This window comes from Streptosporangium fragile (assembly GCF_039534445.1).
Classification (GTDB): domain Bacteria; phylum Actinomycetota; class Actinomycetes; order Streptosporangiales; family Streptosporangiaceae; genus Streptosporangium; species Streptosporangium fragile.
Window position 1 is genome coordinate 37,244 of sequence record NZ_BAAAVI010000042.1, and the last position, 24,746, is coordinate 61,989.

19 protein-coding genes are annotated in these 24,746 nt (G+C 72.6%); 4 read left to right on the top strand and 15 right to left on the bottom strand.

Features of this window, described 5'->3' with window-relative positions:
* Nucleotides 1-97 precede the first annotated feature (97 nt).
* Entirely contained in the window at nt 98-1,369 is a 1,272-nt protein-coding gene (locus tag ABD841_RS25520) for a pectate lyase (protein WP_344976812.1), read from the top strand.
* 129 nt (nt 1,370-1,498) lie between these two features.
* On the opposite strand, the gene ABD841_RS25525 is transcribed toward ABD841_RS25520, so the two are convergent.
* The 14 genes from ABD841_RS25525 to hpaD all read right to left on the bottom strand — a co-directional run bounded on the left by ABD841_RS25525 (nt 1,499) and on the right by hpaD (nt 19,959).
* On the bottom strand, nt 1,499-3,271 hold the full coding sequence (locus ABD841_RS25525) for a M1 family metallopeptidase (RefSeq protein ID WP_344976814.1): 1,773 nt from the start codon (nt 3,269-3,271) through the stop codon (nt 1,499-1,501).
* Nucleotides 3,272-3,285: 14 nt separating this feature from the next.
* Nucleotides 3,286-4,053 carry an ABC transporter ATP-binding protein gene (locus ABD841_RS25530; protein ID WP_344976817.1) on the bottom strand — a complete coding sequence of 256 codons (768 nt, stop codon included), beginning with the start codon at nt 4,051-4,053 and terminating at the stop codon, nt 3,286-3,288.
* Nucleotides 4,040-5,908, bottom strand: a complete 1,869-nt coding sequence (locus ABD841_RS25535) for a dipeptide/oligopeptide/nickel ABC transporter permease/ATP-binding protein (RefSeq protein WP_344976820.1) — start codon at nt 5,906-5,908, stop codon at nt 4,040-4,042. The genes ABD841_RS25530 and ABD841_RS25535 overlap by 14 nt, the downstream gene beginning before the upstream one ends.
* Nucleotides 5,905-6,876, bottom strand: a complete 972-nt coding sequence (locus tag ABD841_RS25540; RefSeq protein WP_344976823.1) for an ABC transporter permease — start codon at nt 6,874-6,876, stop codon at nt 5,905-5,907. Before ABD841_RS25540 ends, ABD841_RS25535 begins: the two co-directional genes overlap by 4 nt.
* Before the next feature lie 5 nt (nt 6,877-6,881).
* Complete coding sequence (locus ABD841_RS25545) at nt 6,882-8,489, bottom strand: ABC transporter substrate-binding protein (protein WP_344976825.1); 1,608 nt, start codon at nt 8,487-8,489, stop codon at nt 6,882-6,884.
* Between the two features lie 243 nt (nt 8,490-8,732).
* Nucleotides 8,733-9,668, bottom strand: a complete 936-nt coding sequence (locus tag ABD841_RS25550; RefSeq protein ID WP_344976828.1) for an alpha/beta hydrolase — start codon at nt 9,666-9,668, stop codon at nt 8,733-8,735.
* A gap of 34 nt (nt 9,669-9,702) precedes the next feature.
* Nucleotides 9,703-11,181: a 5-carboxymethyl-2-hydroxymuconate semialdehyde dehydrogenase gene (hpaE, locus tag ABD841_RS25555; RefSeq protein ID WP_344976831.1), complete on the bottom strand. Its 1,479-nt coding sequence runs from the start codon at nt 11,179-11,181 to the stop codon at nt 9,703-9,705.
* Complete coding sequence (gene dapA, locus ABD841_RS25560; protein WP_344976834.1) at nt 11,178-12,110, bottom strand: 4-hydroxy-tetrahydrodipicolinate synthase; 933 nt, start codon at nt 12,108-12,110, stop codon at nt 11,178-11,180. Before dapA ends, hpaE begins: the two co-directional genes overlap by 4 nt.
* A 37-nt stretch (nt 12,111-12,147) precedes the next feature.
* On the bottom strand, nt 12,148-13,614 hold the full coding sequence (locus tag ABD841_RS25565) for a fumarylacetoacetate hydrolase family protein (RefSeq protein ID WP_344976837.1): 1,467 nt from the start codon (nt 13,612-13,614) through the stop codon (nt 12,148-12,150).
* Nucleotides 13,615-13,908: 294 nt separating this feature from the next.
* Nucleotides 13,909-15,321 carry an aldehyde dehydrogenase family protein gene (locus ABD841_RS25570; RefSeq protein WP_425582039.1) on the bottom strand — a complete coding sequence of 471 codons (1,413 nt, stop codon included), beginning with the start codon at nt 15,319-15,321 and terminating at the stop codon, nt 13,909-13,911.
* A complete protein-coding gene (locus tag ABD841_RS25575) occupies nt 15,318-16,955 on the bottom strand; it encodes a thiamine pyrophosphate-dependent enzyme (protein ID WP_344976840.1) in 1,638 nt (545 codons plus the stop codon). Before ABD841_RS25575 ends, ABD841_RS25570 begins: the two co-directional genes overlap by 4 nt.
* 16 nt (nt 16,956-16,971) lie before the next feature.
* On the bottom strand, nt 16,972-17,889 hold the full coding sequence (locus tag ABD841_RS25580) for a PDR/VanB family oxidoreductase (RefSeq protein WP_344976842.1): 918 nt from the start codon (nt 17,887-17,889) through the stop codon (nt 16,972-16,974).
* Between the two features lie 11 nt (nt 17,890-17,900).
* Nucleotides 17,901-19,067: a Rieske 2Fe-2S domain-containing protein gene (locus ABD841_RS25585; RefSeq protein ID WP_344976845.1), complete on the bottom strand. Its 1,167-nt coding sequence runs from the start codon at nt 19,065-19,067 to the stop codon at nt 17,901-17,903.
* Nucleotides 19,068-19,113: 46 nt separating this feature from the next.
* A complete protein-coding gene (hpaD, locus tag ABD841_RS25590; protein WP_344976848.1) occupies nt 19,114-19,959 on the bottom strand; it encodes a 3,4-dihydroxyphenylacetate 2,3-dioxygenase in 846 nt (281 codons plus the stop codon).
* Nucleotides 19,960-20,158: 199 nt separating this feature from the next.
* Between hpaD and ABD841_RS25595 the strand changes: the two genes are divergently transcribed.
* The 3 genes from ABD841_RS25595 to ABD841_RS25605 all read left to right on the top strand — a co-directional run bounded on the left by ABD841_RS25595 (nt 20,159) and on the right by ABD841_RS25605 (nt 23,865).
* Nucleotides 20,159-20,884: a FadR/GntR family transcriptional regulator gene (locus ABD841_RS25595; RefSeq protein ID WP_344976851.1), complete on the top strand. Its 726-nt coding sequence runs from the start codon at nt 20,159-20,161 to the stop codon at nt 20,882-20,884.
* Between the two features lie 152 nt (nt 20,885-21,036).
* Entirely contained in the window at nt 21,037-22,107 is a 1,071-nt protein-coding gene (gene hisC / locus ABD841_RS25600; RefSeq protein WP_344976854.1) for a histidinol-phosphate transaminase, read from the top strand.
* A gap of 216 nt (nt 22,108-22,323) precedes the next feature.
* The gene (locus tag ABD841_RS25605) at nt 22,324-23,865 is read left to right on the top strand and encodes an alpha/beta hydrolase family protein (protein ID WP_344976858.1); all 1,542 of its coding nucleotides are present in this window, start codon (nt 22,324-22,326) and stop codon (nt 23,863-23,865) included.
* 17 nt (nt 23,866-23,882) lie between these two features.
* Here ABD841_RS25605 and ABD841_RS25610 read toward each other — a convergent pair whose 3' ends face one another.
* Entirely contained in the window at nt 23,883-24,734 is an 852-nt protein-coding gene (locus tag ABD841_RS25610) for a DUF72 domain-containing protein (RefSeq protein WP_344976861.1), read from the bottom strand.
* Nucleotides 24,735-24,746 lie beyond the last annotated feature (12 nt).

A 24,746-nucleotide genomic window follows, 5' to 3' on the forward strand; every position in this document is an offset into this window, starting at 1 on the left:
GACACCGCCCCTCGATCGACGCGTGCCCCCGGAGCGCTGTCACGGACGTGCGCCGGCAGCGCGGCCCGGAAACACACATCCCCGACTGGAGCTGGACATGGGAAGACACACAAGCCCCGCCAGGAGGTGGGCGATCACGCTGGCCGCCGGCCTCATGACGACGGGCGGGCTGGTGACCGTGCTCGCCTCACCCGCCACGGCGGCCCCCTCCAACGGCAACTACACGCTGGCCAACGGCGGCAGCGGGCTCTGCGCGACCGTACCCGGGCAGAGCACCGGTGACGGCGTGCAGCTCACGCAGACCACCTGCGCCGACGCTACGGGACAGATCCTCACGATCACCGCGGTGAGCGGGGGCTACCAGCTGAAGGCGGCGCACAGCGGCAAGTGCCTCGGGGTCCGCGACGCCTCCACCAGCGCCGGCAAGCCGGTCCAGCAGGAGACCTGCACCGGTGCCGCCTCGCAGACCTGGGAGCTCACCGCCTCCGGGTCCGGCTACCGGGTGGTCAACGCCAACGGCGGCAAGTGCCTCAACGTCAAGGACAACTCCACCGCGTCCAACGCCCTGCTCCAGCAGAACTCCTGCGACTCGGCGGCCACCAAGCAGTGGACGCTGCGGTCCGCCGGCAGCGGCGGCGGCCCCTCCCCCAGCCCGAGCGCCACGCCCACCGTGACCCCGACCAGCGGCGGCGGCGACGGCAGCGGCTCCTGGCCCGGCGACACCGGCAGCGTGCACCAGACGTCGACCCGGAACGTCGGGACGTTCTTCGACGGCGGCATGAAGCGCTACTACGGCATCGGCGACGGCGGCCAGGGCGAGGGCCAGGACCCGATGTTCGTCGTGGCCAACGGCGGCACGATCCAGAACGTCATCATCGACGCCCCGGCCGGTGACGGCATCCACTGCGAAGGCTCCTGCACCATCCGCAACGTGTGGTGGAACGACGTCGGTGAGGACGCCGCGACGTTCAAGAGCTCCAGCTCCTCGGCGACCTACCTGGTGGACGGCGGCGGCGCCAAGTCCGGCTCGGACAAGGTCTTCCAGCACAACGGCGCCGGCACGGTGACCATCAAGAACTTCCAGGTACACAGTTCCGGCAAGCTGTATCGCGCCTGCGGCAACTGCTCCAGCTCCTACCAGCGGCACGTGGTGATGGACGGCGTCACCGCCCGCTCCACCAAGGTGCTGGCGGGGATCAACACCAACTGGGGCGACACCGCGCGCTTCAGCAGGATCACCGTCTACGGCAGCGCCACCGTCTGCGAGAAGTACAAGGGTGTGCCCAAGGGACAGGAGCCGACCAAGATCGGCTCCGGAGCCGACGGGGTCCACTGCATCTACTCCCCGTCCGACGTCACCTACAAGTGATCCCGACCCGATGGACCCGGTACGGTCCGGCCCCGCTGCGGGGCCGGACCGTACCGCTGCCGGAGATCTTCGTGACCCGGCACCCACGGTGTTCGCGCCCCGGGGGGCCGGTCCGGCCGCGGCCCGGCGTCAGGCCGGCTGCCCCTCGGGCGCGGCCTGGGCGGACTTCTCCAGGCGGGCCGTGATGACGGTGGTCGCGATCGGGTGGTACCTGCCGCGGTTGCGGGCGAAGCACTCCTCGGCCGGCCCCCGCGTCGCGGGATCGTCGGCGAGCGCGTCGTAGAGCGGCTTGAGGAACTTCAGCCGCCCCACCCTGCCCAGCAGGTCGATCGCGGCCGGTACGGCGGGCGCGTACCCGGAGCGGAGTGCCACGAGCAGCCACAGCCGCAGAATCTCCTGGTTGGCGCTCGCGGTCAGGGCGAACCGGGCGTCGAGCTCCTCCATCAGCTCCGCCGGCAGCGGCGCCCGCAGCCCGGCCAGGTACGCCTGCCACTCGTCGGCGCTCCACCGGCCGGCGGTCTCCTCGTCCGGCGCGGCCTGGCCGATCGCACGCACCGCGTCCAGCAGCGGGGAGACGATCGCCGGCGCGTCGTCGGGAAGTCCGGTGCCGAACAGCCACTCGTCGTAGTCCACGGCGTCGGACAGCTCGGCCCGGGCGTGGGCCACGACCTCCTCGCCGGTGAGCGACCGGAACCGGAAGGTGTCCAGGTAGTCGCGCAGGAACCGGCCGAACCGGTCGGCGCCGACGCTCTCGGCGATGGCGCGCAGGAACAGGTAGCCCTTCTCCAGGGCGACGTACGACGAGGCGACGTCAGGGTTCACCCCGTTCAGGCGCAGGCGCAGGCGGGTCAGCTCGGGCCGGTCGGCGAGGTAGCGCAGGTCCGCCTCCAGGTCGCTGCGGCCCACCGCGGCCTGGAGTTCGGTCAGGTCCCGGCCGACCATCCGGGAGGTGATCTCACGCTCGGCGTAGATCGTGAAGCCCTCGTTGACCCAGAAGTGGTCGAGGGACGCGGCGGTCACCAGGTTGCCGGTCCAGGCGTGCGCGATCTCGTGCGCGAGGAGGCCGACCAGAGAGCGGTCGCCGGTGATCAGCGTGGGGGTGAGGAAGATGAGCTGGGGGTTCTCCATACCGCCGTACGGATAGCTGGGCGGCAGCACGAGCAGGTCGACGCGGTCCCAGGCGTAGGGGCCCAGGATCTCCTCGGCGGTGGCCACCATCCGCTCGACCTCGGCGAACTCCCAGGCGGCGGCCTCCAGCACGGACGGTTCCGCCCAGACGATGCTGCGCGGCCCGATCTCCTTGCCGTCGAGCCGCCCGACGGCGAGCGCGAGGAGGTAGGAGGGCATGGTCTGGTCCTGGCGGAAGCCGTACACGCCTTCGTCGCCGGAGGTGGAGACGGAGGTGGAGGTGGCGGACATGAGCGCGGTCAGCTCGGCCGGGACGCGCAGCGTGGCCTCGTACGAGAAGCGCACGGCGGGGGTGTCCTGGATGGGCACCATGGAGCGGGCGTGGATGGTCTGGCACTGGCTGTAGAGGAAGGGGTGGGTGCCGTCGGCCGTCTGCTCGGGCACGCACCACTGGAGCGCGGTCGAGCCCGGTGAGGTGCGGTACGCGATGCGGACGGTCCCGGCGCCGTCGGGCAGCTCGATCCGGAGCCGGGACCCCATGACGGGGTCGGGGTCGGCGAGCTCCCAGGCGACCTCGGCGCCCCCGGCGGTCACCGAGGTGATCTCCAGGTCGCGGGTGTCCAGGTCGATCGGGCCGGGCCGGGCTCCGGCCAGGCGCAGCTCGGCCACGGCGTCCAGCACCCGGGAGGTGAAGTCCGCCCGGACGTCCCACCTCAGGTGCTCGACGGTGGGCTGGGTGTCGTCGCGGTAGGAATGCGGGTCGGGCAGTGCCACGGGGTCTCCTTCGATCAGCCGGCGAGGTGGTCGCCCGGCGCCGGCAGTCTCGGCACCGCGTCGACCAGCTCGCGCGTGTAGGGGTGGCGCGGTGAGCCGACCAGCGCGTCGGCCGGGCCCGTCTCGACCACCCGGCCGAGGTTGAGCACGGCGACGTCGTCGCTGACGTAGCGCACCACCGCGAGATTGTGCGAGATGAAGAGCATCGACAGGCCGAGCTCCCGCCGGATGTCGCGCAGCAGGTTGAGCACCGCGGCCTGGACGGAGGCGTCGAGCGCCGAGGTGATCTCGTCGGCCACGAGCATCTCGGGGCGCGCGGCGAGCGCCCGGGCGATGGCGACCCGCTGCCGCATGCCACCGGACAGGTCGCCCGGGTGCCTCCCGGCGACCTGGGCGGGCAGGCGTACCAGGTCGAGGAGGCGGGCGGCCTCCGCGGCGCGGTCGCGGCGGGCGAGCGGGGTGTGGACGGCCAGGACCTCCTCGATGGACTCGCCCACGGCCATCCGGGGGTTCAGCGAGGCGTAGGGATCCTGGAAGACCATCTGGACGCGCCGGTCGGCGGCGCCCCGCACCTCGACGCCGTCCAGGCGGATCGAGCCCGCGGCCGGCCGGACCAGGCCGGCCACGGCACGCGCGACGGTCGACTTGCCCGATCCGGACTCACCGACCAGACCGAGGACACCTCCGTCGGGGACGTCCAGGTCGATGCCGTGCAGGACGGTGACCGCGGACCTGCCGCGCCCGTAGCGCACGGTCAGCCCGCGGATCTCAAGCGTTCCCATGGACCGTCTCCTTGTGCGCGCGGGGGCAGGCGAGCCTCCGGCCCCCGTCCAGTGTGAGGAGCGGCGGATCGTCGTCCTCGCACTCGGGCGCGGCGAGTCCGCAGCGCGGCGCGAACGCGCATCCGGCGCCGAACTCCGCCGGGGTGGGGGGCCGCCCGGGGATGGTGGTGAGCGGCAGCGACCTGTCGGTGTCCAGGTCGGGCAGCGCGCCGAGCAGGGCCCGCGTGTACGGGTGCGCCGCCCGGGGCAGGGCGGCGACGTCTATCTCCTCCACGATCCGCCCGGAGTACATGACCAGGAGCCGGGTGCACAGACCGGCGAGCAGCGCGATGTCGTGCGAGACCACGATGGCCGCGGTGCCGTGCTCGCGGGACGCCTCGGCGATGAGCCGCAGCACGTGCCGCTGCACGGTGACGTCGAGGGCCGTGGTCGGCTCGTCGGCGATGATCAGTTTCGGCCGTTCCATCTGCGCCATCGCGATGAGCGCGCGCTGGCGCATGCCGCCGGAGTACTCGTGCGGGAACTGCGCGGCCCGCCGTTCGGGATCGGCGATGCGCACGCCCGCCAGCCGTTCGACGGCGAGCCGCCACGCGGACGCTCTCGGCGTCCCGCTGTGGTGCTCGACGACCTCGGCGAGTTGCCTGCCCACCCTGAGCGCGGGGTTGAGCGAGGTCATCGGGTCCTGCGGGACGAATCCGAGCCGCGTGCCGAGCAGGCCGCGCAGTTCCGCCTCGGTCCGGCCGCGCAGGTCGTGCCCGTCGAAGGTGAGCCGGTCCGCGTGGACGGCGGCGGAGGCGGGGAGCAGCCCGGCGACGGCGAGCGCCGTCACGCTCTTGCCGCTGCCGGATTCGCCGACGATGCCGACGATCTCGCCGGGCCGCACCCGGAAGGTGACCTCGCGCACCGGGGTCACGCCGCCGGGGAACGTCACCCGGAGCCCCGCGACGTCGAGCAGGACGTCGTCGTCCCGCTCCTCCGCCGCGAGCGGCGCGGGGCGCTCCCGTACGGCGCGGCGGGGCGCGGTGGACCCGGCGTCGCCGCGGACGGCCTTGGCGAGGGTCTCGCCCAGCATGCTGAAGGCCACTCCGGCCAGGACGATCATCACGGCGGGGGCGAGTGCGGCGGTGGGCGTGGTGTAGATGGCGCTGAGCCCCTCCCCCAGCATGCGGCCCCAGTCGTAGTCGGGCGCCTTCACGCCGATGCCGAGGAAGCTCAGGCTGGACAGCGCCAGCAGCCCTCCGCCGACGGAGATCGTGGTGTTGAGGATCAGCGGCTCGGCGATGTTGGGCAGGACGTAGCGCAGGAGCTGGCGGTGGCGGGGTATGCCCAGCACCTTGGCGGCGGCCAGGTACTCCGAGCCGCCGACCGAGGCCGACAGGGTCTGCGCCAGGCGGGCGAACGACGGGACCATGGTCAGCGCGAGCGCGATCACGGAGGCCGTGGTCCCGGTGCCCAGCATGATCGCGACGAACATGGCGAGCAGCAGGACGGGGAACGCGAGCCACACGTCGATGACGGCGGCGAACCAGCGGCGCACCCTGGGCCCGAACGCGGTGGGCAGGACGCCCAGCGCGGTGCCGGCCACCGCCCCGGCCAGCGTGGCGACGAGCGCCATGGCCAGCGAGAGCCGGGTGGCGACGAGCGCGCGGGCGAGGATGTCACGCCCGAGGTTGTCGGTGCCCAGGGGGTGCCCGGGGCCCGGCCCCTGGTTCATCGCGCCCGGGTCGACGAGGTCGGCCCGCTCCCCCCACAGCGGTGGCGCGACCACGGCGAGGACGACGAAGGCCGCCACCAGGATCAGGCTCGCCACACCGAGCGGACCGGTCAGCGCGGCGCGCCGCGAGCGGTTGCTCATGCCGCCTCCTCCCTCAGGGTCGTACGACGGTCGAGCAGGCCGAGGAGGACGTCCACGATGAGGTTGGCCACCAGGACGACGACCGCGTAGACCAGCGTGATCCCCTGGACGAGGCCGTAGTCCTGCAGCTCGATGGACTGGACGATCACCGAGCCCAGGCCGGGCCAGTTGAAGACCTTCTCGACCAGGACGCTGCTCACGATGAGGCCGGTAACCATGGTCCCGCCGAGGGTGAGCACGGCCGTGAGCGTGTTGGGCAGGACGTGCCGGAAGTAGATCAGGCGCGGGGACAGCCGTTTGCCTCTGGCGGTGCGCACGTAGTCGGCGCCGAGAGCGCGCAGTGACTCGGCCCTGGCGATGCGGGTGAGCACCGCCAGCGGCACGATGGCGAGCGAGAGGACCGGCAGCACGTATGAGCTCGGCCCGGTGATCCCCGCGACGGGGAAGACGGGCCAGGTCACCGCGAAGAGGAAGACCAGGCCGACGGCGAGCAGATACTCGGGGATCGCGTGGAAGAAGCTGGTCACCGCGGTGTAGCCGAGTTCGAGCCCGCGCCGCCTGCCGTCCCGGGTGAGCACCGCGACCAGCAGGCCGGTGGGCACCGCGAGCAGCAGGACCAGGCCGAGGGAGAGCGCGGCGAGCTGGACGGTGCCCGGCAGCCGGGTGGCGACCACCTCGGCGACGCTCTGGCCGTTCACGAAGGAATGGCCGAGGTCGCCGGTGAGCAGGCCGCGGATGTACGCCGCGTACTGCGTGAGCAGCGGCTGGTCCAGGCCGAGCGCGGCCCGCCTGGCCGCGACCAGTTCCTCGGGCGCGGTCGGCCCGAGCGCCGTGCGGATCGGGTCGCCCGGGGTCAGGTGGACCATGGCAAAGGAGATCGTCACGACGACGAGGACCGCGACGAGCAGGCGCGCCAGCCTCCGCGCGAGGAAGGCCGCCGCGCCCGCGGGAACTCGCTTGACCTTCAAAGGTCTCAGCCCTTCAGCATCCGGATGCTGGTCGGCACGATCAGGCCCTTCGCCATGCGGAACTCGGCGCCCTTGCCGAAGTAGGAGTTGGTGTTCACGACGACGGGCACCAGGTCGGCCTCCTTGAACAGGGCGCGCTCGGCGTCGATCCAGTCGCCGCAGCTCGCGTCGCCCTCCTTGCTCTGGGCCGCGGTGGACAGGCGCCGGTACTCGGCGTTGTCGGTGCCGGAGAAGTTCCCGCCGTTCGGCGGGGTCGGCCCGGACAGGATGCCGGTCCACATCGAGGGCAGTTCGGTGTCGATGGGCGTCCAGGAGACATCGAAGTCCCTGGTCTTGAACAGCACGTCGGTCACCTGGGCTCCGGCCGCCGGCTTGGGGGTGACCTCGACGCCGACGGCCTTCCACTGCTGGGCGAGCAGTTCGACCGCGGACGCCAGCGAGGCGCCGTCCCTGGTGGGGTAGAGAAGGGAGACGGTCAGCCGCTTGCCGTCCTTCTCCCGCACGCCGTCGGCGCCGGGCTTCCAGCCGAGCGCGTCGAGCGCGGCCTTGGCGCCCTCCACGTCGTGGGCGGGGACCACGTCGTCGACCGGGCGTCCGGTGCAGGGCGGCGGGTCGGAGGTGACCAGGGTGGTCAGCGGCCGGCCGAGCCCGGCGGAGCTGACCTTGCCGAGGGCGGAACGGTCCATCGCCATCGCCAGAGCCTTGCGGACACCGGCGTCGGCGCCCGGCCTGCCCTCGGTGTGGTTGAAGAAGACCAGGCCGGGCCGGGTCGGGATGTCCACGGTCGTCACGCCGGGGATGGCCGCCACGCGGGTCCGGTCGGGGCCGTTGACGTTGGCGATGGTGAGCTGGCCGGACATCAGCATGTTGGCGGCCGTGGTCTGGCTGGGCACGACCTGGAGCACGACCTTGGCGGGCAGGCCCTCGGCCTTCGCGGTCGCGCCGTCCGGTCCCCAGGCGTAGTCCTGGCGGAGTTCGAGGGTGTAGCTCTGGCCCGGCTTGACCTCGGTCAGCTTGTAGGGGCCGGTTCCTTCGGCGGTGGCGGTGACCGCCTTGGGGTCCTTCAGCGCCTTGGCGCAGGCGATCGGCATCAGGCCGACCATCCGGGCGAGGAAGCTGGCGGGCTCCTTCGAGGTGATCGTGACGGTGCCCGCGGCGTCGTCGTGCTCGACCCGCACGCCGGCCGGAACGTACGCGCCGATGAACGGCGAGCCGTTCTCGGTGTCGGCGACGAAGCGGAAGTTGTCGGCGACCGTCCCGGCGGTCAGCTCGGTGCCGTCCGCGCAGGTGACGCCCTTCCTGAGGGTGAACGTCGCCTCGGTGGGGGTGGACTCCCACTTCTCCGCGAGCTGGGGGACGAGCTTGCCGTCACCGGTCATCCCGATGAGCTGGTCGTAGGTGAAAGCGTTCACCGTCGCGGCCTCGCCGGTGGCGTTGAGCAGCGGGTGCAGGCTGCCGGGGTCCGCCGGGATCGCCATGGTCAGGGTGGCCCCGGTGGCGTAACCGCCGCCGCCCGAAGCGGTTCCCGCGGTGGAACCCGCGGAACCGCCGCACGCGGTCAGGGTCAGCACGCTCAGTGCCAGGAGGGCAGCCGTGCCATGGGTCCTCTTCACACGTGTCTCCTCACAGCGTCTGTCCCGCTCGGGCCGGGACGCCTCCGCGGCGGGTCCCGCCGGGGATTTCACGACGGGGACCCGCGCAGCCCGACCGGATGGGGGATCGAGAGGGATCAGATGGCCCCGCTTCAGGCGAGACCGTTTAATTGATTAGTATGATTCCCTAGATTTAACCGGGTGTCCATAGTTAAGGACGGTGCGCGTGTTAAATACAGCACTGCCCTTTGTTGCGTCCCGGTGTCAGCCGCGCAGCGCCCGGCGCAGCGCGGCTCGCATCTCCTCGACCTGCCGTACGGAGACGGCGGCCGCGCGGATGACGTAGGAGCCGTGGAACGTCCCCGCGTACTGGTGGATCTCCACCGGCACCCCGGCCTGGAGCAGCTTCAGGGCGTACAGCAGGCCCTCGTCGCGGAGCGGGTCGTGCTCCGCCGTCTGGACGTACGCCGGGGGCAGCCCGGCGAGGTCCTCCGTGCGGGCCCGCGCGGGAGCGGCGTAGATCGGCACGTCGGGGCCGCGGTCCTCACCGAGGTAGTACCTCCAGCTGATCTCCGCCAGCGGCTTGTTCCACATCGGGGTGTCGACCGACGCCAGCATGGACGGGGTGTCCAGCCGGTCGTCCAGCTCGGGGATGAGCAGGAGCTGGAAGCAGATCGCGGGGCCGCCCCGGTCGCGTGCCAGCAGGCAGAGCGCGGCGGACAGGCCGCCGCCCGCGCTGCTGCCCGAGACCGCGATGCGCGTGGCGTCGATGCCGAGCTCCTCGGCGTTGCCTGCGGCCCACACCAGCGCGGCGTAGCAGTCCTCCAGGCCGGCGGGGTACGGGTTCTCGGGGGCGAGCCGGTAGTCCACGGAGATGACGACCGCGTCGGCGGCCAGCGCGAACCCGGCCGCGTCGGCGTGTTCGGCCTCCACGCTGCCGACCACGAAGCCGCCCGAGTGGAAGTAGAGGGCGGCGGGCAGCGGGCCCTCGACCCCGATCGGCGTGTAGATCCTCACCGGGACGTCCGGGCCGCCGTCGGGACCCGGGATGAGCCGGTCCTCGACCTTCAGCCGGTCGATGCCCTCGACCTCGACCTTCTTCGCCCGGACGGACGCCGTCACGTGGGCGCGCGCCGCCGCCGGGTCGGAGAAGTCCGCCTTCGGGACGCCGGCCAACGCGGCCACCAGCTCGGGATCCATATTTTATCTCCTCATTTGTGGACGAATAGCTATATCAGGCGCCGAACCGGGGCACATGGGTCTCCCCCATGGCAACGTGCACGATCTTCGGCTCGGTGTAGAGGTCGATGCTGTGCCGCCCGCCCTCGCGGCCCACACCGCTGGCCTTGACTCCGCCGAAGGGCGTACGCAGGTCGCGGACGTTGTGCGAGTTGAGCCAGAGCATCCCCGACTCCACCGCGTCGGCGACCCGGTGGCCCCGCTTGAGATCGCCGGTCCACACGTAACCGGCCAGGCCGTACCGGGTGGCGTTGGCCAGCGCGATCGCCTCCTCCTCCGTGTCGAAGGGGGTGACGCAGACGACCGGGCCGAAGATCTCCTCGGTGAAGATCCGCATCCGCGGGGTAACGTCGGCGAAGACGGTCGGCCGCAGGAAGTTGCCGCCGGCCAGCTCGGCGGGGACCGTTCCCCCGGCCACCAGGCGGGCGCCCTCCTGCGTGCCGATCCGCACGTAGTCCAGCACCCGGGCGTGGTGCTCGGGGTGGATCAGCGCGCCCACCTCGGTCGCGGGGTCGCCGGGCGGGCCGACCCGCACGTTGTCCGCGCGCCCGGCCAGCCGGGCGGTGAACTCCTCGTACACGGACCGCTCGACGAGGATCCGCGACCCGGCCGTGCACCGCTCGCCGTTGAGCGAGAAGATCCCGAAGACCGCGGAGTCGAGGGCGGCCTCCAGGTCGGCGTCCGCGAACACCAGCACGGGGGACTTGCCGCCGAGCTCCATGGACAGGGTCTTGAGATGCTCGGCCGCGCTCCTCATGATGATCTTGCCGGTGGTGGTCTCACCGGTGAACGAGATGACGGGCACGTCCGGGTGCTCCACCAGCGCCGCCCCGGCCTCCTCGCCGAGGCCGTGCACGATGTTGAACACCCCGGCGGGGACGCCCGCCTCCTCCATGATCTCGGGGAGCACCGAGGCGCTGAGCGGCGACCACTCCGCGGGCTTCAGCACCACCGTGCACCCCGACGCCAGCGCGGGCGCCAGCTTCCAGGTCTCCAGCATGAACGGCGTGTTCCACGGGGTGATCAGGCCCGCCACGCCGATCGGCTTGCGCGTCACGTAGTTGAGCTGGCTGCCCGGCACGCTGTACGCCTCGTCGCCGGAGGCGACGATCACGTCGGCGAAGAACCGGAAGTTCTCCGCGGCGCGGGCCGCCTGCCCGCGCGCCTGGGTGATCGGCAGACCGGTGTCGTGCGCCTCCATCTCGGCGATCACGGCCCCGCGCGCCTCGATGGCGTCGGCGATCCGGTTCAGGACCCCGGCCCGTTCGCGGGCCCGCGCCGACGGCCACGGCCCGTGCTCGTACGCCTCCCGGGCGGCGGCCACCGCGCGGGCGACGTCGGCGGCCTTGCCCGCCGCGACCCTGGTGTACGGCGTGTTGCGCACCGGTTCGAGCACGTCGACGGCGGCGCCGTCCAGGCTCGGCACCCGGCGTCCGCCGATGTAGTGCTCGATCAGTTCCGGGTGGTCGGTCATCGGTGGTACAGCTCCTTAGCGAGCAGGTCGCTCCCCTGCGCGAGGAAAGCGTCGATCTTGGCCAGGCCCGCCGCCGTGGGCGTGACGAGAGGCGGGCGCACGTGGCCGGACGGGATGAGGCCCCGCTTTTCGAGCACCGCCTTGGCCGGTGCCGGGTTGGTCTCCACGAACAGCAGGTCGACCAGGGGGTGCAGGGCGTAGTGCAGGTCGAGGGCGGTCTCGGTGTCCCCGGCCGTCCACGCCTCGTACATGCGGGCGACGGCGCGCGGCGCGATGTTGGCGACCGCGCTGACGAACCCGGCACCGCCGAGCGCGAGCAGCGGCAGGCAGAGCAGCTCGATGCCCGACCACATCAGGAAGTCGCGCCCGCACTTCTGGAGCACCCGCGAGAAGTGCTCGAAGTCCTTGGTGGTCTCCTTGATGCCGACGACGTTGTCGTTGTCGCGGCGGATCCGCGCCACGGTGTCCGGGTCGATGTCGACCGCCGTCCTGGACGGCACGTTGTAGATCACGATCGGCAGGTCGGGGAACTCCCGGGCCACGGTGGTGTACCAGACGTACAGCGCCTCCTGGGTGGGGCGGGCGTAGTACGGCGTGATCACCAGGGCCGCGTCGGCGCCGAGATCGCGGGCGGCCGCGGTGATGCGGAGGGTCTCCTCCAGCTTCGCCGACCCCGTGCCCGGCAGGAACGGCACCCGGTCGGCCACGACCTCGGCGGCGGCCTCCATCGCGGCGATCCGCTCCTCGGCGCTCTGCGCGCCGGGCTCTCCGGTCGAGCCGCCCAGGGAAACGCCGTGCGAGCCGGATTCCAGCTGCCAGCGCACCAGGCCGCGCAGCGCGTCGAGGTCCACGTCGCCGCCGGCGGTGAACGGGGTGACCACGGGGGCGACGGAGCCCCGGATGGAAGCGGGGTCTGATCGGAACTTCACGTCATCTCTTCTCACGAAATAAGGGGAAACAGAGGGATCAGTCGGAAACGGGGTTCGCCGCGGCCCAGGCTTCGTACGCGGCCCGCCATCGCGGGCCGATCGGGTAGAGGCCGTCGACGCTCTCCCCGGCGGCGACCCGCTCGTAGACGAACCGCTCCTGGCGTTCCTGCTCGACCGCCTCGGCGGTCACGTCCACGGCCAGCGCGGGCGGGATGACCACCACGCCCTCGGCGTCGCCGACCAGCAGGTCTCCCGGCATGACGAGGACTCCCCCGCACGCCACGGGCACGTTGCCCGCCAGGGGGACGTGCCTGCGCCCGAGCACGGCGGCGTGCGGGACGCCGTAGTACGACGGCAGGTCGAGGGAGGCGAACGAAGGGCTGTCGCGCAGCCCGCCGTCGGTCACCACGCCCGCGGCACCGCGCCGCAGCGCGCGCAGGGCGAGGATGTCGCCGAGCGTGCCCGCGCCGTGGTCGCCGCGCGCCTCGATGACGAGCACCTCGCCCGGCCGGATCTCCTCGACGGTGCGCTTCTGCGCGTTCATGCCTCCGCCGATCTCGGCGAAGACGTCCTCGCGCAGCGGGACGTACCGCAGGGTCCGCGCGAAGCCCACCATCCGCAGGTCGGGGCGGGCGGGGCGCACGCCCTCGATGAAGTGGTGCTCGACGCCCTTCTTCCGCAGCACGCTGGAGAGCGTGGCGGTGGACACCGTGCGCAGCGCGGCCAGCGTCTCCTCGGGCACCACCGGCCGCGCCGGACCGGTGGCCGGTACGGCGGCCGTACCGGCGGCCAGTGCGGCGCGGCCGCCGAGGGCGGCCTCCCGGTCGGCGGCGGAGACGCGGGGCATCGCGCCGATCGGCTCCAGGTCGTGGCCGGCCTCGACGATCTCGTTGCGCAGCCGGCCGGAGTTCTCCAGCTCGACCTCGACGACGTCGCCCGGCCGGACCACGGTCGACCCCGCGGGGGTTCCGGCCAGGATGATGTCACCGGGTTCCAGCGTCATGAGCCGGGACAGGTCCGCGACCAGGACCGCGAACGGGAACAGCAGTTCCCCGGTGGACGCCTCCTGCACCAGCTCGCCGTTGACCCAGGTGCGCAACGTGAGGCGGCCGGGGTCCACCTCGCGGGCGTCGAGCAGGGCGGGGCCGACGGGGGTGAACCCGTCGGAGCCCTTGGCCCGGACGTTGGATCCGCGGTCGGCGTGGCGCAGGTCGTAGACGCCGAAGTCGTTCGCCGCGGCGTAGCCCGCCACGTGCCCGAGCGCGTCGGCGACACCCACCCGGTGCGCCCGTCGCCCGATGACGACCGCGATCTCCCCCTCGAAGGCGAGGTACGCGCAGCCGCGCGGCCGTACCACGGGGGCGCCCGAGTGGCTGAGCGACGAGGGCGGCTTGAGGAAGTAGGAGGGGGCCTCGGGGAGACGGCCCCGCTCCTCGGCCCTGCTCCGGTAGTTGAGGTGCACCGCGATGATCTTCGACGGCGCGAGCCCCATCGGATGTGTCACGGGAAGTGCTCCTTGTCGCGACTCGGCCTCGGTGGTGCGGCTCGACCCGGGGAGAGCCGAAGGCGTCCTCGGACCCGACGGTCACGGGGCCCGGGGGACGGTCTCCGGGCCCGGGGACGCCGGGCGGCCTCGGCCGGGCAGGACCGGGCTCCGAAGCGCTTCACCGGCCCGGTGATCCGGACCCCTGCGATCCCGGCCACCCCGGCCAAATCAATGATTATGATTAACGGTTCGTTGTTGTGATCGTGCGCGGGACTACGGCACGACTCGTGACGTCTCGGGTGACGCCTCCGGTCAGGTGCCGACCACGGTCTTGGTCTCCAGGAACTCCTCGATGCCGTAGCGCCCGCCCTCGCGGCCGACACCCGACCGCTTGTAACCGCCGAAGGGCGCCGCCACGTTGAGCCCCGCCCCGTTGACGCTCACCATCCCGGTACGCAGGCGGCGGGCCACCGCGAGCGCCCTGGCCGGGTCGGCCGACCACACCCCGCCGGACAGCCCGTACTCGGAGTCGTTGGCGATGGCGACGGCCTCCTCCTCGGAGGCGTAGCTCATGATCGAGAGCACCGGGCCGAAGATCTCCTCACGCGCGATCGTCATCTCGGGACGCACCCCCGAGAAGATCGTCGGTGTGACGTAGGCGCCCGGCCCGTCCATCGGGGTGCCGCCCACGAGGAGCCGCGCCCCTTCCGAGATCCCGGCGGAGACGTAGCCCTGGACGATCCGCTGCTGCCGCCGCGACGCCTGCGGGCCGATCCTGGTGGCCGGGTCGGACGGCGGGCCGGGGACCCACCCGGAGGCCGCCTCGACCGCGAGCCGTTCCACCTCCTCCAGCAGGTGCTCGGGGACGAGCAGCCGGGTGAGCGCGGCGCAGATCTGCCCGGCGTTCGCGAAGCACCCGCCGACCGCCTGCGGGACGACGGACGTCAGGTCCGCGTCGTCGAGCACGATGCCGGCCGACTTCCCGCCGAGTTCCAGCGTCACCTTCTTGATCGTGCGGGCCGCCAGCTCGGCCACCCGCGCCCCCGCCCGTACGGATCCGGTCAGCGTGACGACGTCGACCAGCGGATGCGCGGCGAGCGCCTCCCCGGTGACCGGCCCGTCGCCCGGCACCAGGTTGAACACACCCGCGGGCGCCCCGGCCGCCTGGACGATCTCGGCGAAGACGTAGGCGTCGAGCGGTGTCAGCTCGCTGGGCTTGAGCACCACCGTGCATCCGGCCACGAGGGCCGCACCGGCCTTGAGCGCGATCTGGTGCAGCGGGAAGTTCCACGGGGTGATCGCCGCGACGACGCCGGCGGGCTCGCGCACGACCAGGGCGCCGCCGAGGACCTCCTCCGTGACGTAACCGCGCCCGGCCTTGACGATCTCGTCGAGGTCGGCCAGCGCCACGCCGAGCTGCGCCTGCCTGGCGAAGGTGATGGGCGTGCCCATCTGGAGCGTGAGCAGCCCGGCCAGCTCCTCGCGCCGCTCCTCGACTCCGGCCCTGATCCGCTCGACCAGCGCGACCCGCTCCGCCATCGGCACCCGGGACCAGTCCGGGAACGCCGCCGCGGCGGCCCGTACGGCGGCGTCCACGTCCTCGGCCGAGGCGACCGGGACCCGTCCCGCCACCCGGTCGGTGGCCGGGTCGACCACGTCGAGCGTGCCGTCGCCGCGCGGGGCGGTCCACTCGCCGCCGATCAACAGGTCTTTGCGCTCGATCACGGTGCCTCCAACGGCGCGGGGCGCGGGACGCCCTCGTGGATGAGATGCCAGGGGCCGGGGAACTCCCCGACGGGAGCCTCGACGAGCACCGGCTCGCCCGCGGTGAGCGCCTCCTTCAGCACCACCTCCAGCTCCTCGGGGCCGTCCGCCCGGGCGGCGGCGACGCCGAAGGCGTCGGCCAGCTTGGCGTAGTCGGGGTTGACCAGGTCGCTGGCGAAGTAGCGGGCGCCGAAGCGGTTCTTCTGGATCCGCCGCACGTTGCCGAAGAAGCCGTCGTTGAAGACCACCGTCACCGTGGCCAGGCCGTACTTCTTCGCCGTGGAGAGCTCCTGCAACGTCCAGGAGAAGCCGCCGTCGCCGGTGATGGAGACGACCGGCCGGTCCGGGTCGGCCGCCTTCGCGCCGAGCGCGGTGGCGAAGCCGTACCCCAGCGTGCCCTGGTAGCCGGGGGTGAGGAAGGTGCGCGGCCGGTAGACGGGGAAACAGGTGTTGGCGGCGTAGCCGACCTGGGTCAGCTCGCTGACCAGCACCCCGTCGTCCGGGAGCGCGGCGCGGATCGCCCGCAGGTAGGCCCGCTGCGGGGCGATGTCGGCGTACTGCTCCTCGCACCAGGCCCGCACGGCGTCGAACTCGGCCGCGCGGGACTCGCGGGCCGCTCCGCGCAGCTCCTCGGCCAGCGCCGCGAGTACCAGCCGCGCGTCGCCGTGCACCGCGAGGTCCGGGGTGCGGGGCTCGCCGAGGTCGGCGGCCTCGGCGTTGACCAGGACCAGCCGGGCGCCGGCTGTGTCCGGCTGCGCGCCGAAGGCGGTCACGAAGCGGGTGCCGACGGCGAGCACGACGTCGGCGTCCTCGCGCAACCGGCGGAACGCCAGCGCGTCGAACGCGAGCGGGTGCCTGGCGGAGATCGCGCCCCGGCCGTTCTCGCTCACCACCACCGGCGCGTGGAGGATCTCCGCCAGTTCGCGCAGCTCGTCCGACGCGTCGGCGGCGATCACCCCGCCACCCGCGTAGATCACCGGTTTCCGGGAGCCGCGCAGCAGCTCGGCGACGGCGTCGATCAGCTTGTGGTCGGGGACGACGGGCGCGTGCGGGGCGGCGCCGGGGATCTCGACGTCGGCGCTCGCGGCGAGTACGTCCGGCGGGATCTCCAGGCCGACCGGGCGGGGCCGGCCGGAGCGCATCTCGGCGAAGGCGCGATGGACCAGGCCGGGGATGTCCTCCGGACGGTACGCCAGGCCGCTCCACTTGGTGAGCGAGCGCAGGACGCCGCTCTGGTCGGGGATCTCGTGCAGCGCGCCGAGCCCCCTGCCGATCGCCTTCGAGTCGATCTGGCCGCAGACGTAGAGCAGCGGCGAGGAGCAGGCGTACGCGGTGGCGAGGCCGGCCAGGCCGTTCAGCATGCCCGGTCCCGGCACCACCATCGAGACGCCGGGCCGGCCCGTGGAGCGGGCGTAGCCGTCGGCCATGTAGGAGGCGGCCTGCTCGTTGCGCGCGCAGGTGAAGGCGATGTCGTCGGCCGCGTGGTAGAGCGCGTCCGCGGCGTGGTCGAGTTGCACGCCGGGGATGCCGAATATCCGGCTGACGCCGTTGGCCGCCAGCGAACGGGCGAGAGCCTCGCCGCCCGTCATGTTCATGGGTCTCCTTGGGGATTCATCGGTCGAGGACCAGGCGGGGCGAGCGGCAGCGGGAGACGCAGACGAACATCGTGTCGCCGGCGGCGCGCTCGGCCTCGGTGAGCACGGAGTCACGGTGCTCCACCTCGCCCTCGATCACGGTGGTCTCGCATGATCCGCACACGCCCTCCAGGCAGGAGGTGGGAACCTCGATCCCCGCCTCCTCCAGCACGGAGAGCACGGTGCGGTCCGCCGGGACGGGCAGGCTGACGCCCGAGCGCTTCAGCACCACCTGGAAGGCGCCGGGCTCGGCGGCCTCGGGCCGGGGACGCGGGCTGAACCGCTCCAGGCGCACACCGGGCACGCGCTCCTCCATCGCGGCCAGCAGCGGCTCCGGGCCGCAGCAGTAGACCGTCGCGCCCGGTGCCCCGGCCAGCGCCGCGTCCAGGTCCAGCGGGCCGTGCTCGTCGTGCGGCCGGACCGTGACGTGCCCGCCGTACCGCGCCAGTTCGGGCAGGAAGGCCATCGACGCCCGGGTGCGCCCGCCGTACAGCAGGCGCCACGGCACACCGGCCGCCGCGGCGGCGCGGGCCATCGGCAGCAGCGGTGTGATGCCGATGCCCCCGGCCACGAACAGGTAGCTCTCGGCGGGGACCAGCGGGAAGTTGTTGCGCGGGCCGGAGAAGCCGACGAGCGCACCGGGCCGGAGCGTCTCGTGCACGAAGGCCGAGCCGCCCCTGCTGTCCTTCTCCCGCAGTACGGCGACGCGCCACGAGAAGGGGTCGGCCGGGTCGCCGCAGAGGGAGTACTGCCGGGTCGGGACGCCCTCGGCAACGAGGTCGACGTGCGCGCCCGGGGCCCAGCGGGGCAGCGCGGACCCGCCGGGGTCGGCCAGGGTGACCGAGAGGACGCCGTCGGCCTCCCAGGTCATGGCGCGCACCCGGAGGGTGTTCATCGCGGCCGGGCTCATTCCGTCATGAAGGCGGCCGCGTCCAGCTGGATCAGCGCCTTCTCCTCGTCGAACGCCACGCCGACCGGGTCATGGCCGGCGGCCACGGCGTCGATCTGCCGCTTGAGGAACCTGCGGAGCATGACGACGCCCCGGTCGGTGGTGCCCAGGTGCTCGGCCGCGTGGACGGCGATGTCGCCCTGGCTCTTCTGCGCCTCGTAGTCGCCCGGCATGCGCTGGTGCTCCTCCTCGGTCAGCTCCGCCCAGGGGCGGCCGTCGAAGAGCGTCCGGATCCTCGCGACGGCCTCGGGGTCGCGGGTGCGGAAGACCGAGTAGATGCGGAAGGTGGTGTCGTCGATGGGCACCACCCAGCCGATGGAGTCGGCCGGGCCGAGCACCTCGAGGCGCGGGTTGGGCACGACGCGCAGGTTGGGGAAGACCACCTGGGTGCGGCGCCGGTAGACGCGGCCGTCGTCCAGCCGCCTGTCCTGGATGCTGCGCACGCCGTGGTCGGTGACCTCCCACTCCACCTCCGGCAGCACGCCCATCTCCTTGACGAACTGCACACCGGAGAACGAACCATGCAGGATGGGCGCGTGGAAGGGGTCCATCACGTTCTCCCAGTGCTGCAGCCAGTTGAAGTCCACGATGACCGGACCGCCCGAACCGACGCTGCGGTCGTCGGCGACCAGCTTCTCGCCCTCCGCCAGGTCCTCGAAGATCGAGAAGCGCGGGAAGACCGGCATCCGGTCCGGCGGGCCCATGTAGGCGAAGATCAGTCCGGCCCACTCGTGCAGCGGGTACCACGGCTGGCGGACGCGGTCGCGGTGGCGCCCGCCGTCCGGCTCGCACGGCTGGTCGAGGCAGGCGCCGTCGGTGCCGAACAACCACCCGTGGTAGCAGCAGCGGATGCCCTCGTCCTCGACCCTGCCGTAGTAGAGCGAGCTGCCGCGGTGCGCGCAGTTGGGGTGGACCAGTCCCGGCACGCCCCTGCGGGTGCGGAACAGGATGAGGTCCTCGCCGAGGATCCTGATCGCGCGGGGCGTGGTCGTGGCGTCGCCGGCCAGGCCGACCGGCTGCCAGTAGCGGCGTAGCAGCTCTCCGGCCGGGGTGCCGGGCCCGACGAGCGTCAGCTCGGGGTTGTACGCGGCGGCGGCGCGGCCGTAGGCGGTTCCCGTCAGCATGCGGGCTCCTTTCGAAGAGTCGGGAAGGTGAGCGGGGACGCCGGGCTCACAGGGAGAAGTCGACATTGGCCTGGCCGGTCCCGGTGCTGCCGAAGAAATCGCCGATCAGCTCGCCCCGGCCCCGGTAGTCCTCCCAGCCGAGCGCGCCGAACAGCATGATCGTGTCGCCCATGCCCGCCTCGCCGTGGCAGCGCTTGGCGTACTCGGGGAGCATCGCGAGGAACTCGGCCATCCGGCCCTCGCGCCACAGCTCCAGCACGCGCAGGTCGACCTGGCGGTTGAACTCGTTGGTGTGCGCGTTGAGCCTGGTCTCGGAGATCGCGTTCGGCGGGAACTCGTGCGACAGCGAGCCGCTGGCCAGCAGCGCCACCCTGCGGTCACCGGCCTCGATCGCCCGGCGCAGCGCCCGGCCCACCTCGCGCTGCTCCTCCAGTGAGGCGTAGATGTTGACGCCCATCGACAGCACCGCGAGGTCCCCGCCGGGATTCATCAGGTGCATCGGGACGAGCGTGCCGTACTCGAAGCCGAGGTCGGGGATGTCGTGGGCGAGCGCCTTGAGCCCGCTCGCCCGGATCTCGGCGGCGGCCAGCCGGGCCAGGTCGGGCGCGCCGCGATAGTCGTAGCCCAGCCCCGAGATGAAGTGCGGCAGTTCGTGCGAGGCGTAGCTGCCCGCGATCCGCTCCCGGGCGTTCAGGTGGAACCCGGCGTTGTTCTGCCAGTGCACGTCCATCACGAGGAAGGTGTCGGCGCCGCGCTCCCGGGCCCGGCGGCCGAGCTCGGTCAGGCCGTCGACGGCGTTCTGCCGGATCCCCTCGTGCTTGGTGCCGGTCTGCAGCGACAGCCAGATGGACGGCACATGCGTGATCTTCGCCGCGAGGACGATCGAGCCCATCGCACTCCCTTCCATGCCCGGGCGGGACGAGGTCCCCCCGATCGATCGACGACCGATTAACCTAAATCATTGCTATGATTACAGTCCTCCAAAGGAGCATGTCAACCATTTGTATGATTTGTGTGATTGCCTGACGCGCGGCCGACACGGAACGGCCCTACAGTTGACGGACCGCCAGACCACCTGGAAAGAAGCCCACATGCAGGACGCAGACACCGTCACCCAGGTAACTTTCGACCGGAGCGACGCGCGGTCGTCGATCGCCGAGACGCTGGTCGAGCGCATGGAGGAGGCCATCCGCAGCAGCTCTCTCGGTCCGGGCCACCGCCTCGGCACCAAGGAGGACCTGCGCCAGCAGTTCGGCGTCGCCTCGGCGACGCTCGCGGAGGCCATCCGCGTGCTCCGGCTGCGCGGAGTCCTCGACGTACGGCCGGGGCCGGGCGGGGGGATCTTCGTCGCCGAGCAGTCGCCGCTGGTGCGACTCGGCCACGACATGCTCCAGCTCGGCGCCGACGGCGCCTCCGTCACGCACTGCCTGGCCGTGCTCGACGTGCTCGACCAGGAGGTGGCGCTGGACGCCGCCGCGCACCGCACCGAGCAGGACATCGCCGAGCTGACCGAACTGCTCGGCCGGCTCCGGGAAACCTGGCCGGACCCCGCCGAGTCCCAGCGCTGCAACTGGGACCTGCACCGCCGCCTCGCGTTGATCTCGCCCAACGTGCTGCTGCGGACCATGTACACCCGGCTGGTCGACTACATCAGCGGCGAGCTGAGCCAGGCGATAACCGCCGAAGACTTCCGCAAGGGGTCGGCCGACCGGCTCAAGGTGCACGTGGACCTGGTCGAGGCCGTGATCCGGGGCGACCAGCGCGGCGCCGAGGCGATGGCCCTGCGCCACCGTGGCCTCACCCGCCACGACCGCTGACGCGTCCCGGCACCTCCGCGCGCGACACCGAGCGCCGCACCGCTCGGGCGACGGCGCACGCCGTGGTCCGGCGCCCTCTCCCACCCTTGCAGATTCAACATAAATCATTATATAGGTTTATGTGATCTGCTTACCGGGCCTGGAGGGCTGAGATGACCGTCAAACACCGTGCCGCCATCGACGAGCTGGTGTCCTACGCACCGGGTCGCGCGCCGTCCGGTGGCCTCCCGCAGGTGAAGCTCTCCTCCAACGAGATGCCGTACGGCCCGCTCCCCCATGTCGTCCGGGCGCTGGCCGAGGCGAGCACGACGCTGAACCGCTACCCGGACTTCCACCGGCTCGAACTGACCGCGGCGCTCGCCCGGCAGCACGGTGTCGATCCCGCCCAGGTCGTGGTGGACAACGGCTCGGGGGCGCTGCTCCAGGTCCTGGCGTCCGTCATCGCCGGACCGGGCGACGAGATCCTGTACGCCTGGCGCGCGTTCGAGAGCTACCCGATCGTGACCACCGTCGCGGGCGCCGCCTCCGTGCGGGTGCCCCTGGACGACAGGCACACCCACGACCTGACCGCCATGGCGGCCGCGGTGACCGGCCGGACCCGCATGGTCATCATCTGCAACCCGAACAACCCCACCGGGACCGTGGTCTCCGGGACCGACCTGGAGCGTCTCCTCGACGCCCTCCCGGACGACGTGCTCGTCGTGCTCGACGAGGCCTACCACGACTTCGTCACCGACTCCGGGTCGGCGCGCGGGCTCGACCTGCTCCGGAACCGCCCCAACATCGCGGTGCTGCGCACGTTCTCCAAGGCGTACGGCCTGGCGGGCCTGCGCGTGGGCTACTGCGTGACCCGCCCGGAGACCGCCGGCCTGATCCGGAAGTCCATCGTGGGCTTCTCCGTCTCGACCCTCGCGCAGGCCGGGGCGCTCGCGTCGCTGACCCCCGAGGCCGGGGTCGAGCTCAAGGAGCGCGTCACCCACGTCATCGCCGAGCGCACCCGGGTCACCGACCACCTGACCGCCCTCGGTGTCCCGGTCGTGCCGAGCCAGGCCAACTTCGTCTTCATGCCGATGCCCGACGGTCCGGCCAGGGCGGCCGCGTTCGAGGAGCGCGGCGTCATCCTCCGCGCGTACGGCACCGACGGACTGCGCATGACCATCGGCACGACCGAGGAGAACGACCTGTTCCTGCGGATCGCCGCGGACATCCTGCCCCGCGGCTAGTGTCGTGAGCCGTCCGGGCCGGAGCCGCACCCGGCGAGCATCCGGCGTGCCGGACGGTGCGGCGGACGGTGCGGCGGACGGTGCGGCGGACGGTGCGGCGGACCGGCGGACCGGCACGGTGCGACCCCGGTAGTACACGAGCCCCGACCCGGGTGGCACATGATCTCCTTCCCGGGACGGATGGGCGGGCGCGGATCTCCCGTCGAGGATGGGCTCATGACTGAGACGATCGTGGGGCTCGGCGTGTCCCCCCTGGAGATTCCGGTCCTGCTGGGCGCCGTCGCCCTGGTGCTGGCCCGCTGGCTCCCGGCCGGTGCCCGCGGGCCGGTCACACTCGCCGGGGCGGCGGCCGTAGTGCCGGCCGGAGCGGCGCTGATCGCACTCGGGGTGCGCTGGCAGCTGGTGCCCGTACTCGCGGGCGCCGCGATCGCGCTCCTGTTCGCCGTTCCTCCCCTGCTGCGACGGCGGACCGGGCGCCCCACGCGGCGGGCCCCGTGGTGGCTGGCCCTGCCCGGCTCGGCGGCGTGCCTGGGCCTGGTCGCCGCGGGCGCGGGGGCGGCGTGGATGTTCCCCCGGCCGGTGTTCCCCGAGCCGTCGGGCCGGTACGCGGTCGGCACCACGGTGCTGCAGTGGACCGACCCGGACCGTCCCGAGACCGCCACCTCCGACCCCGATGACCGGCGCACGGTCGTGGTCCAGCTCTGGTACCCGGCGCGGAAGAGCCCCGCGGACGCCGAGCGGGCACAGTATCTCGGACGCACCGCGCAGGAGGCGCACGTCGTCTCCCGCGGCGTGGCCGGCTATCTCGGCATACCCGGCTTCCTGCTCGACGACGCTCCGCGCGCCCGCACACATTCGGTGTTCGACGCGGCCGTGGCCGACGGAGGCGGACGATTCCCTCTCGTGCTGTTCTCCCCCGGGCTGGGCGGAGTGCGCACCCAGAACACCGCCTGGGCGGAGGAGCTGGCCAGCCGCGGCTACGTCGTCGCGGCCCTCGACCACCCCTACGACTCGGCCGTCGTCACTCTCGCCGACGGCCGGACGGTCCGCACGCGGATCAGAGCCACCGGCGACCCGGCCGAGGACGAGCGGCTGGCGGCCGGCTGGACGGCGGTCCGGGCCGGCGATCTCAGCTTCGCCCTCACCCAACTCGGCCGTCTCGACCGCGGCGAGATCCCGGGTTCGCTGACCGGACGCCTCGACACCGGCAGGGCGGCGGCGACCGGGCATTCCCTGGGCGGGGCCGCCGCCCTGCAGGCCGCCCGCCAGGATCCCCGGTTCGCGGCCGTCATCAACCTGGACGGCTTCCCCCGTGACCCCGACCCGCAACCGTTCCACCAGCCGGCGCTCGCGCTCACCCCTCCCGTCGACCCGGGCGAGAACCCGGACTACATCCCCCGCCTCACGCAGGTCCTCACGCTCAGCACCGCGGCGGGCTACCGGATCACCGTCCCCGGCGCGGCGCATCTCACCTTCACCGACGCGCCGCTCTACCTGCCGCCCGTGCCCGCGCTCGTCGGATCGTCGGGCCGCACCGCGGGACCGCGCCTCACCGCCGCGGCCAGTGCCGCCTTCCTGGACGCCACGCTCCGAAGCAAGCCCGGCGACCTGGCCACACTCCTGTCGGCGTACGGCCGCCTCACCGTCCACCCCGCGGGCAAGGAGCCGGGGGCCGGCGAGTCCGCTCGCCCGGATCCGGCCCCGGACGCGGCACGTTCCGGCGAACCCGTGCCCGCAGGCGCTCACCGGCTTCGGTGACGGAGAGACCCGGCCGGTCAGAAGAGGGTCAGCGGCTCGGTCGGCGCCGGCTCGGGCAGCGGCTCGATCTCCGGTAGACGGGCCCGCACATCGTCGTGGAAACGGCGGGCGAGCATGAGCGCGTCGGCGTTGTCGGGAGTGTGGACGAACACGGTCGGCGAGCGGCCCTCACGCAGCCACTCGACGACCGTGCCGACCCATCGCCGCCAGCCCTCGACCGTGCGCGCCGTGTCGTCCCGGCCGAGGTAGCGGACGATCGGCCGGTCGGTGAGCGCGCGGGACCGGAAGGGCACGCGCGGTTTCCTCGTCCACGCGTCCCGCTCGGCGTCGCTGGTCGGAGGACTCCGGAACAGCGCAGTGGTGTCGAACGGGATCCACTCGGCTCCGGCGTCGGAGAGAAGCCTCTCCAGGAGCCCTTCGGACCTCGCGTCGTCGAAGAACGCGCGGTGGCGTACTTCGACGGCGTATCTGTACGAGCCGGGAAGGCGGCGGAGGAAGACCGCCAGGGCACCGAGGTCGGCCGGGGCGAACGACCCCGGCAGCTGCACCCAGAGGGCGTGGGCTCGCGGCCCGAGTGGCTCGATCGCCTCCAGGAACGATCGGAGCTCCTCGTCGACGCCGGTGAGACGGCTCCCATGCGTGATCGACTTGGGCAGCTTGACCACGAGACGGAAGTCGGGGTCGGTCTGCCGCGCCCACGACTCCACGGTGCTCCTCGCCGGTGTCGCGTAGAAGGTCGTGTTGCCCTCCACCGCGTTGCACCAGGTCGCGTAGGACCGCAGGCGCTCCTCCGGAGGAAGCGGATGAGGCAGGAAGCGTCCCTGCCATGGCTTGTGCGTCCACATCGCGCATCCCACATGAAGCCGCATGGTCCCGACGCT